Here is a 16,125-nt window from a genome sequence, read left to right as displayed (position 1 = left end):
GTGTGGTGAGTGGTCACGGTCGGGTCACCTCGACGACGCCACTTCCCCGACCTCTGTGAGGCCCCTTCCATGTCCGGCACTGCTTCCTCGCGCCCGTCCGCCCTCCGACGCCTCGGCGCCGTCACCCTGACGCTCGCCACGGCCCTGCTCGTGGCCCCTGCCGCTCCCGACGCCGGCACGGCGGCGGCGTCGGCGGCTACGGTGCAGCCCGCCGCCGCGGCCGTCGCGGCCCGCGCGGCAGACACGGCGCAGACGACTCCGGCCACCTCGTTCCGGGTGGCCAACTTCAACGTGCTCGGCGCCGACCACACCGCCCCCGGCGGGAAGCGGAAGGGCTGGGAGTCGGGCACCGTCCGCATGGACCGCGTGGTGGGCCTGCTCCAGCAGAACGCCCTCGACGTCGTCGGCTTCCAGGAGTTCCAGCCGCCGCAGGCGGCCCGCTTCGGCGAGCTGATGGGCACCTCGTGGCAGACCTACCCGGGTCTCAACAACCCGGCCGGACCCTCGGTCAACTCGATCGGGTGGCGCACCGACACCTGGACGCTCCTCGAGGCGCGCACCATCCCGATCCCCTACTTCGACGGAGTGCCGAGCCGCATGCCGGCCGTGCTGCTGCAGAACGTCGGCACGGGTCGCCGCGTGTGGTTCTTCAACACCCACAACCCTGCCGACGTCCGCGGTCCGGCCCAGTCCTACCGCGACACGGGCTTCGCGATGGAGGTCGCGCTCGTCAAGGAGCTGCGCGCCGCCTACCCCGACGCGCCGTTCATCTCGCTCGGTGACAAGAACGAGCGCGGCAGCTACTACTGCAAGGTCGCGCCCGGCTCCGGCATGTGGGCCGCCAGCGGCGGCTACGTCGACGGCAGCACGTGCAAGCCGCCCGCCGGGGGCGCGATCGACTGGATCATGGGCACGCAGGACGTCTTCTTCAACGGCTACACCCGCCTGTGGAACGACTACGTCTCGAAGACCAGCGACCACCCCCTCTACTACGCCAACGCCGTCGTGCCGGCCTCCGCGCCCAACGGCGTCGACCACGTCGTGGTCGTGGCCGTCCCCGGGCTGACCTCGGCCATCGCGGGCGGCTCGAAGGCGCCGGGCGAGGCCACGCGCATGGCCAGCAACGGTGCCTCGACCACCAACGCGCGCACGGCCACCGAGAGCACCCAGGCCGACGCGAACCTGATGTCGCTGCTCAGCGGACGTCGAGTCTTCCCCAAGGCCGGTGGCCACGGCGTCGGCTCCAAGAAGACGCTGCCTGCGGCGGTCCACGACTCGGCGGGCCAGTACGTCTCCAGCCTCTTCGACCTCGCGCACAACAACTCCGGGCGGACCATGTTCGCCTCGAGCCGCAAGGAGAACCAGCTCGTCCTCCGCAGCTGGAACCGCAAGAGCGGCGGCAAGGACCCCTACGGCGTCGACGACGGCACCGCCAAGATCGACCGGTTCAAGATCATGCGCGACGACGCCAGGAGCGTCGGCTGGTGGCGCGAGACGATCGAGCGCAAGCCTGCGGAGCTGAGCGTCATCGAGCTGTCCGGGGTCCTGAAGACCGGTCTCGACGACGGCTTCAAGGGTGCCGCCTACGAGAAGGCGGTCCGCAAGGCGTTCCAGAAGGTGGCCGGCATCCGTCGCAGCATCGCGAAGTCTCCGGCGATGAACGGCACGACGCTCATGATCGTCACCGGCACCGGTGGCGCGCAGAAGTCGCGCGGCTCGTCGCGGACCTGGGCCAAGAGCTACAAGGTCCCGATGTGGGTGACCGGTCCGGGTGTCCCGGCCGCGAGCGACCTCTACGCCCTCAACCCGTCCTTCACCTCGCCCGGCCGGCAGCAGCTCAACTACTCCGGCGCGCAGCCGATCCGGGTCGGGGACCTGACCAACCTGGTCACGCGCACGCTGGGCGTCCCGCCGGTGCCGGGGTCATCGATGGACCCCGAGCAGCGGTTCCAGGTCTTCGACCCGCTGCTGGTCCCCGGGTCCTGATCCGCGAAGGTTGGTGCGCGGCGACGGCGCCCGGTTAGGCTTGCGGCTCCGAGCCGCCCACGTCCGGCGTGGCGCCGTCCGCCGGGGCCGTCGGCTCACCCCACGCAGAAGGTGGCCGTGAACCACAAGGACCCCGAGACCACGAGCAGCCCGCGCCGCTCGCGCGTCGAGCTGTGGGCTCCCTTCCTCGTGCTCGCGATCGTCGCCGCCGTGGTGTGGGCGTCGTTCTGGTCGGACTCGTCGGTCGACGACGTGGCCACCGACCGGACGGGCGCCTCGCAGGCCACGGCAGCCTCCGACGCGTCCGACGAGGCGGAGTCGTCCGAGGAGTCCGGTGGGGCGGGCGAGTCGGGCGCGGGTGCCGACGACGGCGGCCAGGGGCAGCGGTCCGGCTCGGCCGGGGCCGAGCCGAAGCACCCGAAGCCCGAGCAGCTCGAGGCGTCCGTACGCCGCTTCCGTGCCGCCCAGCGGCGGCTCGCGTCCCGCGTCTCCCGGCAGGTCGAGGTGGTCGAGCAGCGCACGCAGCCGTTCGAGCTCCAGGTCGCGAGCTACAACGTGCTGGGTGACTCCCACACCGGGCCGGGGGGCAACAAGCCGGGCTGGCCCGACGCCGGCCCGCGCATGGACATGACCATCGCTCAGCTGCGCAGCAACGGCATCGACGTCGTCGGGTTCCAGGAGTTCGAGGAGAGCCAGTACGGCATGTTCACCTCGCGGGCGGGGGAGTACTCGCTCTACCCGGGGATGTCGCTGGGCAACAAGTCGGTGCGTTTCAACATCGCGTGGCGCTCCGACATGTTCACCCTCGTCGAGGCGCACACGCTCTCGATCCCCTACGCCGGCGGTAGCCGGATCGCGATGCCCGTCGTGCTGCTGGAGTCGATCAGCACCGGTCGCCGGGCCTGGTTCGCCAACTTCCACAACCCGGCCGACACGCCGAGGCTGGGCAACAACGCCCGCTGGCGGGCCGAGGCGGCCGCCATCGAGGTCGCCCACCTGACCGAGCTCCACCAGGCCGACGGCACCCCGGTCATCGCCACCGGCGACTACAACGAGCGCGCCGAGATCTTCTGCCGCTTCACCGCCGGCGGCGTCTTCACCGCCGCCGCCGGCGGCAGCTCGGCCGGCGGCTGTGCGCCGCCGCCCAGCATGCAGGTCGACTGGATCTTCGGCTCCACCGGAGTCGCGTTCGCCGGCTACGCCGTCACCGGCACGGGCCAGGCGTCCGACCACGGGATGGTCAACGCCACCGCCACGCTCACCGGCGACGACGGGACCGACGGATCGACCGACGGGACCGACGGATCGACCGACGGCCAGTAGGCGCCGCAGCCACGCGCCGGGTGCTCGGTATAGTCCGCCGCGTGAGGTCCCTGAGCCAGTTGCGGCGTCCCGACGCGCTGGAGGTCCTCCGGATCGACGCCACGGGCCTGCTCGTCGCAGCCGCCGGTGAGCAGCTGGTCGACGTGGCCTTCGACGGCCGCCGCATCTGGTCCTTCTGGCTGCTGCGCGACGGCGAGACGGGCGACGACGGGATCAGCCTGCAGTGGCCCAAGCCGCTGCGCCCGTTCCTCGACGGCGTCACCGACGTGACCCTCAGCGACCCCGGCACCGACACCGTCCTCTTCTCCCGCACGGTGCAGTTCGGTGAGCGTCCCGACCGGATCGCCGTCGTCAACCCCGCCGGTCGTCCGCTCGCCCTCGACAAGTCGCTCAAGCTGGTGGAGACCTTCGACACCCGCGACGCCGCCCAGGTCGAGCCGCTGCTCGACGCGATCGAGGAGGTGCTCGGCGCGCTGCACCGGGCCGGGCTCGACGCCTTCCTCGCCTACGGCACGGCGCTCGGCGCGATCCGCGACGGTGGCCTGATCGGCCACGACAGCGACGCGGACCTGGGCTACGTCAGCCGCCACGACCACCCGGTCGACGTGATCCGCGAGTCCTTCCGGATCCAGCGCGCCCTCACCGACATGGGCTACCGCGTCACCCGCTACAGCGCGATCGCGCTCAAGGTGCACGTCCTCGAGAGCGACGGCCTCGACCGCGGTCTCGACGTGTTCGGCGGGTTCATGCGCGCCGGCAAGCTCTACCTCATGGGGGAGATCGCCGTGCCGTTCGAGCGCGAGTGGATCTACCCGCTCGGGACGGCCTCGCTCGAGGGACGCGAGTTCCCCGTGCCGGCCGACGCCGACCGCTTCCTCACCGCCACCTACGGCCCCCACTGGCGGGTTCCCGACCCGGCCTACAAGTTCACCACGCCCGCCAGCACGATCGAGCTGTTCAACGGCTGGTTCCGCGGGATGCGCACCGGCCGCGCCGGCTGGCACGCCTACCACAAGCGCACCGCGCACCACGCCGCGTCGGTCTCGGCCGTCGCCGAGGCGGTCGCCGCGCGCCACCCCGACCTCGCGACGTACGTCGACATCGGCTGCGGACGCGGCACCGACGTCGCCTGGTTCGCCGACCGCGGCGTGACCGCGATCGGGCTCGACTTCCAGCCCTACGCCTACGACGCCGAGGCGCAGCGCCGCGCCGACGACCCGCGCGTGACCTTCCAGCTCTTCAACCTCCTCGAGCTGCGTCACGTCCTCGCCGTGCCCGCCTGGATCGCCCGCATGCCCGGCCCCCGCGCGGTCGGCTGCGTCCACGTCGTCGAGCGGCTCGGTCGCCGCGGTCGCCTCAACATGCTGCGCTCGGCCCGCATGGTGCTGGCCGGGACCACCGGCACCCTGCACCTGCAGTTCCTCAGCGAGAAGGGGCGCGACGGCTACGCTCGCCGCACCGGCGCCCGCAAGCCCCTCGATCCCGCGATCGTCGCGGCCGAGGTGGAGGAGTCCGGCGGACGGATCCTGGAGCAGGTCCGCGAGCACGTCTCCGACGCGCCCGGCAGCTCGCAGGTGTGCCGCATGATCATCGACTGGAACGCGTGAGGTGGCAGCAGACATGTTCGGACTCCCCAACCTGTGGGGCAACCGGGGGGGCACCCCGAGCCCCGAGACCGGCAGCGACCTCGAGAAGCGCGTCGCCGCGCTCGAGGAGGCCGTCCAGGAGAACCGCGCCCTCAACGTGCGCCTGGCCGAGCTCACCGACGTCGTGACCGAGCTGCTGCTGCCGGTCGCCGCGCGCGACGAGGAGAAGCTGGAGGAGCTGCTCGGGAAGTACCGCGAGGACTTCTCTTGAGCCCTGGTCCGCGCGACCACGGTGGGCCACGCCGGGTGTTCCTCCACGTCGGCCTGCCCAAGACCGGTACGACGTACCTGCAGCAGGTCGTCTGGGCCAACCGCGACCGCCTGCGGTCAGCGGGTGTCTTCCTCCCGGGCTTCGGCCACCGTGAGCACCTCTGGGCAGCCCTCGACCTGCAGGAGCGGCCCCGGCTCGCGCGACGTCACCCGGACGCCCCCGGGGCGTGGCAGCGGCTCGTCGACCAGGCCGCCGCGCAGCCCGGGGACGTGCTGATCACCCACGAGTTCCTCTGTGGCGCCAGCGCCGAGCAGGCCTCCCGGGCGATCGCCGACTTCACCGGCGCGGAGGTGCACCTCGTCGTCACCGCCCGCGACGCGGCCAGTGTCGTGTCGGCCGGGTGGCAGGAGTCGGTGAAGAACGGCAGCACCGTCGACCTCGACGCGGTGATGGCCGGCAAGGCCGCGGGCGGGCCCGAGTTCAGCATGCGCACCTGGGACCTGGCCGGGGTCCTCGAGCGCTGGACCCCCGACCTGCCCGCCGAGCAGGTGCACGTCCTGGTGATGCCCGGGGCCGGCCAGCCGCGCGACCTGCACTGGCGGCACTTCGCCGAGGTGCTCGGCGTCGACCCCGACGCCTACGAGGCGCCTGCCGACGCGGTGAACCCCGCCCTCGGGATCGTCCAGATCGAGACCCTCCGGCTGGTCAACAAGCACCTCCCGCCCTACTCGGCCCAGGAGCGCGGCGTGTGGATCCGTGGCTACCTCGCCGAGGACCTGCTCGCTCGCCAGCCGCGCGAGCGCGGCGGGCTGCCGGAGCACCACCGGGTGCGGTTCGCCGAGCTCGACCGCGCGGCCACGGCGCTGATCGCCGATCGCGGCTTCCACGTGCTGGGGGACCTCTCCGACCTGGTCGCGGACGCCGGGAGCGCTCCGGGCCGCGAGCCCGACACGGTCACCGCGGACGAGCTTCTCGAATCGGCCGCGCGACTCGTCGCTGATATCGTGGCGGACGTCCGCGCGAGCACAGGTGATGTGCCGCCACGTCGGGGGAATCTCTGATCCGGGCGCCTCGAGTGTGCCACGTAGGAGTCTTTGTGCGTTCCAAGTTCGTTGCCCTTCTCGCCGCCTGTGGGCTGCTGGCCTCCCTGGCCGCGTCCACCTCCGGTGCCACCGCCGCTGCCTCGGCTGCTGCCTCGGCCCCGACCTCGGGCGCCGCTGCCGCCGCGTCGGCGCCCCTGACGGCGCCCGCCGCGCGCAAGCCCGGCAAGCCCAACAAGAAGTGGAAGGTCCCCACCGGGGCGAAGTTCAACAACCCGATGGTGGAGAAGGACCGCTACGTCATCGAGCGCCACGTGCTGCGTGCGATCCGCAACACGCCCAAGGGCGAGAAGATCACCATCTCGGCCTACTCGCTCGACCGTCAGGTCTTCGCCGACGAGCTGATCCGCGCGCGGAAGCGCGGGGTCAAGGTGCGGGTCCTGCTCAACGACCACCTCGTGCCCAACGCGCAGGTCCGGATCCAGAGGGTGCTGGGCCACAACACCAAGAAGAAGAGCTTCCTCAAGCGGTGCACGTCCGGTTGCCGGGCCGACGAGAACGAGTACAACAACCTGCACAGCAAGTTCTACCTGTTCAGCCGCACCGGCAAGAACCGCGACGTCGTCATGCTCGGCTCCTACAACATGACGCTCAACGCCGTGCGCTGGCAGTGGAACGACCTGTGGACGACGGTCGGCAAGACGACGCTCTACGACCAGTACATCGCCCTGTTCAACGACATGCGTCCCGACTGGGACAAGCGCCGGGCGACCTACGCGTTCTGCGAGGCGGGCCTCAACTGCCCCGCGGGCGACCAGCAGAAGTACTACAACATCGTCTTCCCCCGCTACACGACGCCGTCCAACGACGCCGTCCTCGACATCCTCAACAACATCCAGTGCGTCTACACCGACGCGGCGGGTGCGCAGCGCCGTACCCAGCTCGCGCTGTCGATGCACTCGATGCGCGGCAAGCGCGGCAACTACATCGCGGACAAGCTGCGCGACCTCTACGCGCAGGGCTGCAACCTGCGGGTCAACTACGGCCTCATGGGCTTCCGCACCAAGCAGCACATCGGGGCCTCGACCGCGCGCGGTCGCGTGCCGCTGCGCTCGACGGGGTTCAACCTCAAGGACGACGTCCCGACCGGCGACCCCGAGATCGACAACATGCCGGAGAACATCGAGCGCTACACGCACCACAAGTACTTCGTGCTCAAGGGCTCCTACAAGGGCAACGTCGACAGCAGCATGGTGTGGACCGGCTCGACCAACTGGTCCAGCCTCGGCACCCCCCAGGACGAGATCCTGTTCAGCATGCACGGACGCGGCAACGTGCGCGACTACATGAAGAACTTCAACCTCATGTGGCAGAAGCCCTACAGTCGCGACGCCTACACCACGACGTACTCGTCCTGGAAGACCGTCAACGGCCGCCGCGTCGGTGTCGGCCCGATGGTCACGGTCGAGCCCGACCGCCTCAAGGGCGCGGGCCCGACCTGGGAGAACGACTGACCTGAGGTCAGCCCTCCTGCTCGCCGGCCTCGTCGGCCGGCAGGAGGGTCTCGGCGAGCCCGCGGACGGTCTCCACGTCGGGGCCCTGCAGCACCACGGTGCTGCCCTTGAGGTCGTAGGCCAGGACGGTCGCGCCCTCGTGGTCCCACGCCGACCACGCGCCGGTGCCCCAGTCGGAGAGGTCGACGTCGTCGGCGGCCGTCAGGCCGGGCTGGTCGGCCAGGGCGTCGTCGCTCGTGCCGGGCATCTGGTCGAGGACCACGTCGCCGGTCGGTGCGGTGAACTCCATGCGCCACCACTGCGGGTCGGGCTGGTAGCCGCCGCCCACGGTGGTCCAGCCCTCGGGGAGGGTCGAGGGGACCATGGTGATGAGGTCGTCGCTGGTCGCGCGCAGCGCGGCCTTCTTGTAGCGCGGCGCGACAGCCGGCTCGGTGCCGAAGTCCACGGGCTCCACCGGGGCGGCGCTGGGCGTCTCGGTCGGCGTCTCGGTGGGCGACTCCGAGGAGGACGTCTCCGCCGCCGAGGGGTCGACGCCGGTGTCGGGGGTGTCCTCCCCGCACGCTGCGAGGAGCAGGACGAGGGAGGCTCCGAGGGCTGGTCCGATCGTTCGTGTGGCTCGCATGCGCTCCACTCTCTCACGCGTGCCTGACGGTCCGACGGTGTGACGACTGTCTCGGCTCGGGACCCTGCCCCCGGTGTTCGGTCGACACCTAGACTCCGAGCGATCCAGCCGCGAGCGCCCAGGAGCCACCACATGCCCCGCCTCTGCCAGACCGACGGCCTCTCCGAGGACCAGACCGAGATCCTGAAGGCTGTGCGCCAGTTCGTGGACGAGCAGATCATCCCGGTGGCGCAGGAGCTCGAGCACGCGGACGAGTACCCGACCGAGATCATCGAGGGGCTGAAGGAGCTCGGCGTGTTCGGGCTGACCATCCCGGAGGAGTTCGGCGGGCTGGGGGAGTCGCTGCTGACGTACGCGCTGGTGGTCGAGGAGATCGCGCGCGGGTGGATGAGCGTGTCCGGCGTGATCAACACCCACTTCATCGTGGCCTACATGCTCATCCAGCACGGCACCGACGAGCAGAAGCGGAAGTACCTCCCGCGGATGGCGACCGGTGAGGTGCGCGGCGCGTTCTCGATGTCCGAGCCGGGTCTCGGCTCGGACGTGTCGGCGGTCTCCACCAAGGCCACTCGCGCGGACGACGGGTCGTACTCGATCACCGGTCAGAAGATGTGGCTGACCAACGGCGCCACCTCCACGCTCGTCGCGGTGCTGACGAAGACCGACGAGGGCGCCGAGAGCGTCTACAAGAACATGACGACCTTCCTGGTGGAGAAGGAGGCCGGGTTCGGCGAGACCGCCCAGGGCGTCACCGTGCCGGGCAAGATCGACAAGATGGGCTACAAGGGCGTCGAGACGACCGAGCTGATCCTCGAGGGACACCAGATCTCGGCCGACCAGGTCCTCGGCGGCGAGCCGGGCAAGGGCTTCTTCCAGATGATGGACGGCGTCGAGGTCGGGCGCGTCAACGTCGCAGCCCGGGCGTGCGGTCTGGCGTGGCGCGGCTTCGAGCTCGCCATCGCCTACGCCCAGCAGCGCAAGACCTTCGGCAAGGCGATCGCCGAGCACCAGGCGGTGCTGTTCCGCCTGGCCGAGATGGCCACCAAGGTCGAGGTCGCCCACACGATGATGGTCAAGGCCGCCCGGCTCAAGGACACCGGCCAGCGGATGGACGTCGAGGCCGGCATGGCCAAGATGGTCGCGAGCGAGTACGCCAACGAGGTCGTCGAGGACGCGTTCCGCATCCACGGCGGCTACGGATACTCCAAGGAGTACGAGATCGAGCGCCTGATGCGCGAGGTCAAGTTCATGCTCATCGGCGAGGGCACCTCCGACATCCAGAAGATGATCATCGGCCGGAGCCTGCTCAAGGACTACCAGCTGCGCTGAGCCGGGCCGGCAGCCCGGTCAGAAGCACGGTCAGCGGGCGCGGGCCGCCTCGGCCGCCGCATCGGCCGCGGCCAGCGCCTCGCTGGCCGCCTCGACGACGTCGGGGGAGAGGACGTGCTCGATCGCGAGCGCGGAGGCGCCCAGCACGGCCGCCTCGCCGCCCGCGCGCGAGGTCACGATGCGCAGGTGCTCGGTCGCCAGCGGCAGCGACCGGTGGTAGACCGACTCGCGGATCCCGGCCAGCAGGTGCTCGCCGGCGCCCGCGACCTGGCCGCCGATGACGACCACCGACGGGTTGATCAGGTTGACCATCGTGGCGACGACCTCGCCGATGTCGCGCCCGGCCTGGCGCACGACGCCCATCGCGACCCGGCTGCCCGAGCGGACCAGCTCGACCACGTCGCCGCCCGTCTCGGCCTGCTCGCCCTGGGCGCGCACCGCCGCTGCGAGCGCGGGGCCGGCCGCGACGGCCTCGAGGCAGCCGGAGTTGCCGCACCGGCACGGTACGTCGTCGGCGCCGGGCACCCGGACGTGGCCGAGGTCGCCGGCGGTGCCCTGGGCGCCGCGCTGCAGGATGCCCCCGGAGACGATGCCCGCGCCGATGCCGGTGGCGACCTTGATCAGCACCAGGTCGTCGACGTCGCGCAGGTGACCGCGTCGCTCGCCGAGCGCCATGATGTTGACGTCGTTGTCGACCAGCACCGGGACGTCGTACTTCTCCTGGAGGTAGGCGGGCACGTCGAAGCGGTCCCAGCCCGGCATGATCGGCGGGTTGATCGGGCGCCCGGTGGAGTGCTCGACGGGGCCGGGGAGGCCGATCCCGATGGCGGCGAGGTCGGTGTCCGGGCGCTCGCTCGCCTCGAGGAGGTCGCGCACCGACTCCACCACCCACGACAGCACGGCCTCGGGGCCGTCCGCGACGGCGATCTGGGCGTCGAGCTCGCCGAGGATGGACCCGTTGAGGTCGGTCAGCGCGGCCCGTGCGTGGGTCGCGCCGACGTCGACGCCCACGACGAGCTTGGCCGTGGGATTGAGCGCGAACAGCGCGGGCGGACGGCCGCCGGTCGACCGGGCGCCGCCGAAGGGGGCGACGAGGCCGAGCCGCATCAGGGTGTCGATCCGGGCCGTGATCGTCGACCGGGCGAGTCCCGTCGCCTCGGCCAGCTGGGCACGGGTCCAGGGCCTTCCGTCACGGAGGAGATCGAAAAGCTCACCGGTGCGCACGAGCGGAGTCAAGCACATGCATGACTTTGCACGCTAGAGGTAACACTTTTGGCAGGTTCTCGACAAAAGCCAGTGACGCGTGCCACAGTGTCGCCGTGCCCCCGATCAACCCACCGAACAACCCGGTCGAGAACGCCCTCGTCGCGACCGGGATGACCAAGAGCTTCTTCGGCAACACCGTCCTCGACGGACTGGACCTGACCCTGCGCGCGGGCGAGGTCCACGGCCTCGTCGGCGAGAACGGCGCCGGCAAGTCGACGCTGATGAAGATGCTCGCCGGCGTCCACACCCCCGACCGCGGCACGATCGTGGTCGGAGGCGAGAAGGTCTCGTTCAGCCACCCCGTCCAGGCGCAGCGCGCCGGCGTGTCCACCGTCTTCCAGGAGTTCAACCTCCTCCTCGAGCGCACCATCGCCGAGAACATCTGGCTCGGCCGCGAGCCGCGGCGCTTCGGCCGGTTCGGTCCGGTGGACACCGGGCGGATGCGACGCGACACCGAGGAGCTGCTGACCGGCCTCGGCGTGTCCGGCCTCAGGGCCGGCACCCTCGTGCGCAACCTCTCGGTCGCCGAGCAGCAGGTCGTCGAGATCGCCAAGGCCGTGAGCTTCGACGCCAAGGTGATCCAGATGGACGAGCCGACGGCGGCGCTGGCCGACCACGAGGTGGAGCTCCTCTACTCGATCATCCGTCGCCTCACCGACCGCGGCGTCGCGATCGTCTACGTCTCGCACCGGTTGAAGGAGATCTTCGACCTCTGCACGACGATCACGATCCTCAAGGACGGCCAGCACGTGGCCACCCGGCCGGCCGCCGAGCTCTCCGAGGCCGAGCTCGTGCGCCTGATGGTGGGCCGCTCGCTGACGACGTACTTCCCCAAGAAGCCCGCTGACGTCTCCGTCGGCGACGTGCGGCTCGCGCTGTCCGGCGTCGGCAACGGCTACGTCGACGACGTCTCCCTCGAGGTCCGCGCCGGCGAGATCGTCGGCATCGCCGGGCTGCAGGGCTCGGGGCGCACCGAGCTGCTCGAGACCGTCTTCGGCGTGCACCCCGTCTCGCGGGGCAGCATCGCCCTCGACGGCTCGCCGCTCGAGGTCAGCAGCCCCCGCCAGGGCGTGCGCGCCCGGCTCGCCTTCATCACCGAGGACCGCAAGGCCAAGGGCCTCGCGCTCAACCAGTCGATCCTCGACAACTCCCTCGGTGTGGTCCGCGCGGTGTTCCCGCGGCGCACCGGCGCGGCGCGGCGCGACATGCCGGGCGTGCTGTCCGGTCTCGACGTCGCCGCCCACAGCATGGGCCAGGAGGTCCAGTTCCTGTCCGGCGGCAACCAGCAGAAGGTCGTGCTGGCCCGCTGGCTGAGCATCGACCCGCTCGCGGTGCTGATGGACGAGCCGACCCGCGGCATCGACGTCGGCGCCAAGCACCGGGTGTACGAGCTGATGCGCGAGCTGACCCGCCAGGGCGTGGCCGTGCTGATGGTCTCCAGTGAGCTCCCCGAGGTGATCGGCATGTCCGACCGCATCCTCGTGATGCGCGACGGCCGGCTCGCCGGCGAGCTCCCGGCGGGTGCGAGCGAGGAAGCCGTGCTGGCGATGGCCACCGGAGCAGCGAGCGAGGAAGCAGCATGAGCGCCACCACCGACAGGACGCCCGATCCGGCGCACACCCCCGGCGCGGCCACCAGCACGGAGTCCCGCGACTCCGTACGTAGTCGGCGCGCCGCGCGGCCGCGCCGGGCCCGCCAGCTCGACTCGACCGCACTGATCTACCTGGTGCTCGTCGGCGTCGTGATCGTCTCGGCGGTGCTCACCGCCCTCGAGGGCCGCAACTTCTTCAGCCAGGGCAACATCTGGGCCGTCCTCACCGCGATGAGCGTGCTCGGGCTGATCGCGATCGGCCAGACCCTCGTCATCCTGGTGGGCAGCCTGGACCTCTCGGTGCCCTACGTGGTCAGCCTCGCGACGGTGATCGCGGCCGGCGGCATGCAGGGGCTCGACGGCAACATCCCTGCCGCGGTCTTCAACACCCTCGTGGTCTGCGCGGTGGTCGGCCTCGTGATGGGGCTGCTGGTCAGCGTCCTGCACGTGCACGGCTTCATCGCCAGCCTCGGCGTCGGACTGATCGTCAGCGGCTACCTCGCCACCAACTACCAGGGCAGCCACGGCTCCGCGGCGCCCGACCTGAGGCTGCTGGGTCGCAGCGGGATCGCCGGGTGGATCCCCACCTCGTTCCTCGTCCTGCTGGCCTGCGCGGTCCTGGTGACGCTCATGCTCCGCTACACCCGGCTGGGCCACCACGTCTACGCCATCGGCGGCAACCGCGACGTCGCCCGCATGTCGGGCGTGCGCACCGTGCTGCCGGTGGTCTCGGCCCACGTGCTCTGCTCGGTGCTGGTCGGCCTCGCCGCCCTGCTCCTGCTCTCGCGCACCGGCGTCGGGTCGCCGACGATCGGGTCGCAGGGCCGCTACGACCTGCTGTCCATCGCCGCGGTCGTGCTCGGTGGCACGCTGCTCGCCGGCGGCAAGGGCAGCGTGGTCGGCACCATGGGCGGCGTCGCGATCTTCGCGGTCCTCGACAGCGTCATGGGCGTCATGCAGGTCAACCCGTTCCTCAAGGACTTCATCCGCGGCCTGGTGATCGTGCTGGCCGTCGCCGTCTACGCCCGCCGCAGCGTCGTACGCCGCCCACCGCGCTTCGGCAGCGGTAGCCGGAGCTCGTTGCCCGGATCGACCATGAAGGAGGGGACCGCATGAGCACCGCGACCTCCAGCCCCGCGGCTTCCCAGCCGGAGGCCTCCACGACCGGCCGCACGCTGCCGCTCACCGAGGGATCGCTCCCGCAGCGAGTCCTCCGTGGCGCGCTGACCCCGGGCGGGGCGGTGTTCATCCTGCTCGCGGTCCTCTTCATCGCCGTGGTGTGGGTCAACCCCTCGTTCGGCGAGCCCCCGCAGCTGATCCGCTTCATCGGCCGCACCGCGCCGATCGCCATCGCCGCGATGGGCCAGTACTACGTGATCGTCGCCGGCGAGTTCGACCTCTCCATGGGGGCGGTCATCGCGACCCAGGTCGTCATCGCGGGCAACTACATCGGCGACGACGAGAGCCGGGTGCTCCCGGCCATCGCGCTCATGCTGCTCATCGGCGTGGTCGTCGGCATCGTGAACGGACTGGGCACCACGATCCTGCAGGTGCCGAGCTTCATCGTCACGCTGGGCACGATGCTCGCGCTCGGCGGCCTGGTGAGGTACCTGACCGGCGGCGCGGCCACCGGCAACCCGGTCGACACGTTCCGCGAGATCGGGCGTGGTGGCATCGAGAACGTGCCCGTCCTCGACGTGCTGCCCTACTCGGTCATCATCCTCGTGCTGGTCGCCGCCGCCAGCGTCTGGCTGATGCGCTCGCCGTTCGGTCGCACGCTGATCGCCGCCGGCGACAACCCCGACGCCGCCGGCCTCGCCGGCGCCAAGGTCTGGTGGGTCAAGACGCGGGCGTTCATCCTCTCCTCGGTCTCGGCCACCATCGCCGGCATCCTGCTCGTCGGCTACGCCGGCGTGCACCCCTCGGTCGGCGCCGGCTACGAGTTCCAGGCGATCACGGCCGTCGTGCTCGGCGGGGTCGTGCTCGGCGGCGGACGCGGCTGGGTGCTCTCGGCCGCCGCGGGCGCCTTCGCGCTCGAGCTGCTCTTCTCCTTCCTCAACTTCCAGGAGGTCGAGTCCACCTGGAGGAACACGGTCCAGGGCGTGATCATCATCGTCGCCGTCGCCGCGGCGGCCCGCGCGTGGAACCTGGGCCGTCGTCCCCCTTCTCGGTCAGTTCCAGCCGCACCTGCACCATCACCCACCACTGCCCACCCGGGCACTGAAACAGGAGAAAACTGATGCGCCACAAGATGCACCGCGCGCCGATCGCAGTGGCCTCGGCCCTGCTGCTCGGGGTGTTCGCCACCTCGTGCAGCACCGAGGACCCGACGGACTCCACGACGGGCACCGACGAGAGCTCGGAGACGTCCGAGTCCCCGGAGGCCTCGGAGGAGGGCTCGGGCGACGAGCAGGAATGGTTCGACCAGGCCGTCTACGACGAGCAGTACGAGCAGCGCTCGGCGACCTTCGAGGGCGACCCCGAGAAGCCCTACCTCCAGTACATCGACGGCGAGATGACCGACACGTCGGAGTACAAGGCCAACGGTGAGATGAAGGCGTGCTTCGCCAACGCCTCGATCTCGAACCCGTGGCGCCAGACCGGCTGGATCACCATGAACCAGCAGCTCAAGGAGATGCAGGACAAGGGCGTCATCTCCGAGATGGAGACCCGTGACGCCGGCGACGACGACAACACCCAGATCGCCGACATCGACTACTTCATCTCCGAGGGCAACTGCGACGCCTTCATCATCTCGCCCAACTCCACCGCCGCGATGACCGACGCGGTCGAGCGTGCCTGCGAGACCGGCAAGCCCGTCGTGGTCTTCGACCGCGGTGTGGAGACCGACTGCGCCACCACCTTCATCCACCCGATCGGTGGCTTCGCGTGGGGCATCGACACCGCCGAGTTCCTCATCGACAACCTCGAGGAGGGCGACAAGGTCGTCGCGCTGCGCATCCTGCCCGGCGTCGACGTGCTCGAGCAGCGCTGGGCCGCCGCCGAGAAGCTCTTCGACGAGAACGGCATCGAGGCGGTCGACTACTTCACCGGAGCCGACCCGACCGAGATCAAGAAGATCATCACCGACGAGCTCGGCAAGGGCGAGGTCCAGGGCGTCTGGATGGACGCCGGTGACGGCGCGGCTGCCGCGATCGAGGCCTTCGAGGACTTCGGCGCCGACTACCCGGTCATGACCGGTGAGGACGAGATGACCTTCCTGCGCAAGTGGGAGGAGACCGGGCTGACCGGCCTGGCGCCCGTCTACTCCAACTTCCAGTGGCGCACGCCGCTCCTCGCGCTCGAGAAGATCTTCGCCGGCGAGGAGGTCCCGAAGGAGTGGGTGCTCCCGCAGACCCCGATCACCGAGGACGAGCGCGCCGACTACCTCGAGGCCAACGACGGCATGCCCGACGGCCACTACGCCAAGTTCGGTGGCGAGGACCTCGTCGGCTACCCCGAGGTCTGGCAGGAGCGCCAGATCCCCTGATCCGGTCCTGAGACGGATCCGATCATGATCTGATCCACCCGTCGGTGGGCCGGGCTCGCGCCCGGCCCACCGACACCCGTCCCCGCACCACCCACACCCGGCACGCA

General features: G+C 70.8%; 13 protein-coding genes. 11 read left to right on the top strand and 2 right to left on the bottom strand.

Translation table 11 applies throughout. The annotated features are described in order from the left end of the window. Positions 1 to 69: 69 nt before the first annotated feature. From Q1B24_RS00455 to Q1B24_RS00430, 6 genes are all read left to right on the top strand, one after another. On the top strand, positions 70 to 1,986 hold the full coding sequence (locus Q1B24_RS00455; protein WP_299922026.1) for an endonuclease/exonuclease/phosphatase family protein: 1,917 nt from the start codon (positions 70 to 72) through the stop codon (positions 1,984 to 1,986). A 117-nt stretch (positions 1,987 to 2,103) separates the two neighbouring features. Then, positions 2,104 to 3,309, top strand: coding sequence for an endonuclease/exonuclease/phosphatase family protein (locus Q1B24_RS00450; protein WP_299922024.1), 1,206 nt, complete (start codon positions 2,104 to 2,106; stop codon positions 3,307 to 3,309). Positions 3,310 to 3,350: 41 nt separating this feature from the next. Then, complete coding sequence (locus tag Q1B24_RS00445; RefSeq protein WP_299922022.1) at positions 3,351 to 4,916, top strand: hypothetical protein; 1,566 nt, start codon at positions 3,351 to 3,353, stop codon at positions 4,914 to 4,916. A 13-nt stretch (positions 4,917 to 4,929) separates the two neighbouring features. After that, positions 4,930 to 5,166, top strand: a complete 237-nt coding sequence (locus Q1B24_RS00440; protein ID WP_299922019.1) for a DUF6752 domain-containing protein — start codon at positions 4,930 to 4,932, stop codon at positions 5,164 to 5,166. Continuing rightward, positions 5,163 to 6,227: a hypothetical protein gene (locus Q1B24_RS00435; protein ID WP_299922016.1), complete on the top strand. Its 1,065-nt coding sequence runs from the start codon at positions 5,163 to 5,165 to the stop codon at positions 6,225 to 6,227. Before Q1B24_RS00440 ends, Q1B24_RS00435 begins: the two co-directional genes overlap by 4 nt. A 35-nt stretch (positions 6,228 to 6,262) precedes the next feature. Further along, positions 6,263 to 7,720: a phospholipase D-like domain-containing protein gene (locus Q1B24_RS00430; protein ID WP_299922014.1), complete on the top strand. Its 1,458-nt coding sequence runs from the start codon at positions 6,263 to 6,265 to the stop codon at positions 7,718 to 7,720. Between the two features lie 7 nt (positions 7,721 to 7,727). Here Q1B24_RS00430 and Q1B24_RS00425 read toward each other — a convergent pair whose 3' ends face one another. Next, positions 7,728 to 8,342: a hypothetical protein gene (locus Q1B24_RS00425; RefSeq protein ID WP_299922012.1), complete on the bottom strand. Its 615-nt coding sequence runs from the start codon at positions 8,340 to 8,342 to the stop codon at positions 7,728 to 7,730. A gap of 132 nt (positions 8,343 to 8,474) precedes the next feature. On the opposite strand from Q1B24_RS00425, the gene Q1B24_RS00420 reads away from it, so the two are divergent. After that, positions 8,475 to 9,671: an acyl-CoA dehydrogenase family protein gene (locus tag Q1B24_RS00420; protein WP_299922010.1), complete on the top strand. Its 1,197-nt coding sequence runs from the start codon at positions 8,475 to 8,477 to the stop codon at positions 9,669 to 9,671. A 30-nt stretch (positions 9,672 to 9,701) separates the two neighbouring features. Here Q1B24_RS00420 and Q1B24_RS00415 read toward each other — a convergent pair whose 3' ends face one another. Then, on the bottom strand, positions 9,702 to 10,895 hold the full coding sequence (locus Q1B24_RS00415) for an ROK family transcriptional regulator (RefSeq protein WP_299922008.1): 1,194 nt from the start codon (positions 10,893 to 10,895) through the stop codon (positions 9,702 to 9,704). Positions 10,896 to 10,990: 95 nt separating this feature from the next. Between Q1B24_RS00415 and Q1B24_RS00410 the strand changes: the two genes are divergently transcribed. The 4 genes from Q1B24_RS00410 to Q1B24_RS00395 are packed head-to-tail and all read left to right on the top strand — an operon-like array spanning position 10,991 to position 16,018. Continuing rightward, complete coding sequence (locus tag Q1B24_RS00410; RefSeq protein WP_299922006.1) at positions 10,991 to 12,520, top strand: sugar ABC transporter ATP-binding protein; 1,530 nt, start codon at positions 10,991 to 10,993, stop codon at positions 12,518 to 12,520. Further along, on the top strand, positions 12,517 to 13,644 hold the full coding sequence (locus tag Q1B24_RS00405; protein WP_299922004.1) for an ABC transporter permease: 1,128 nt from the start codon (positions 12,517 to 12,519) through the stop codon (positions 13,642 to 13,644). The genes Q1B24_RS00410 and Q1B24_RS00405 overlap by 4 nt, the downstream gene beginning before the upstream one ends. Then, on the top strand, positions 13,641 to 14,768 hold the full coding sequence (locus Q1B24_RS00400; RefSeq protein WP_299922002.1) for an ABC transporter permease: 1,128 nt from the start codon (positions 13,641 to 13,643) through the stop codon (positions 14,766 to 14,768). Before Q1B24_RS00405 ends, Q1B24_RS00400 begins: the two co-directional genes overlap by 4 nt. Continuing rightward, positions 14,768 to 16,018: a substrate-binding domain-containing protein gene (locus tag Q1B24_RS00395; RefSeq protein WP_299922001.1), complete on the top strand. Its 1,251-nt coding sequence runs from the start codon at positions 14,768 to 14,770 to the stop codon at positions 16,016 to 16,018. Before Q1B24_RS00400 ends, Q1B24_RS00395 begins: the two co-directional genes overlap by 1 nt. Positions 16,019 to 16,125 lie beyond the last annotated feature (107 nt).

The organism is uncultured Nocardioides sp., assembly GCF_947488025.1.
Classification (GTDB): Bacteria; Actinomycetota; Actinomycetes; order Propionibacteriales; family Nocardioidaceae; genus Nocardioides.
Note: the sequence above shows the minus strand (reverse complement) of the source record. Positions and strands in the feature narration are given on the sequence as shown.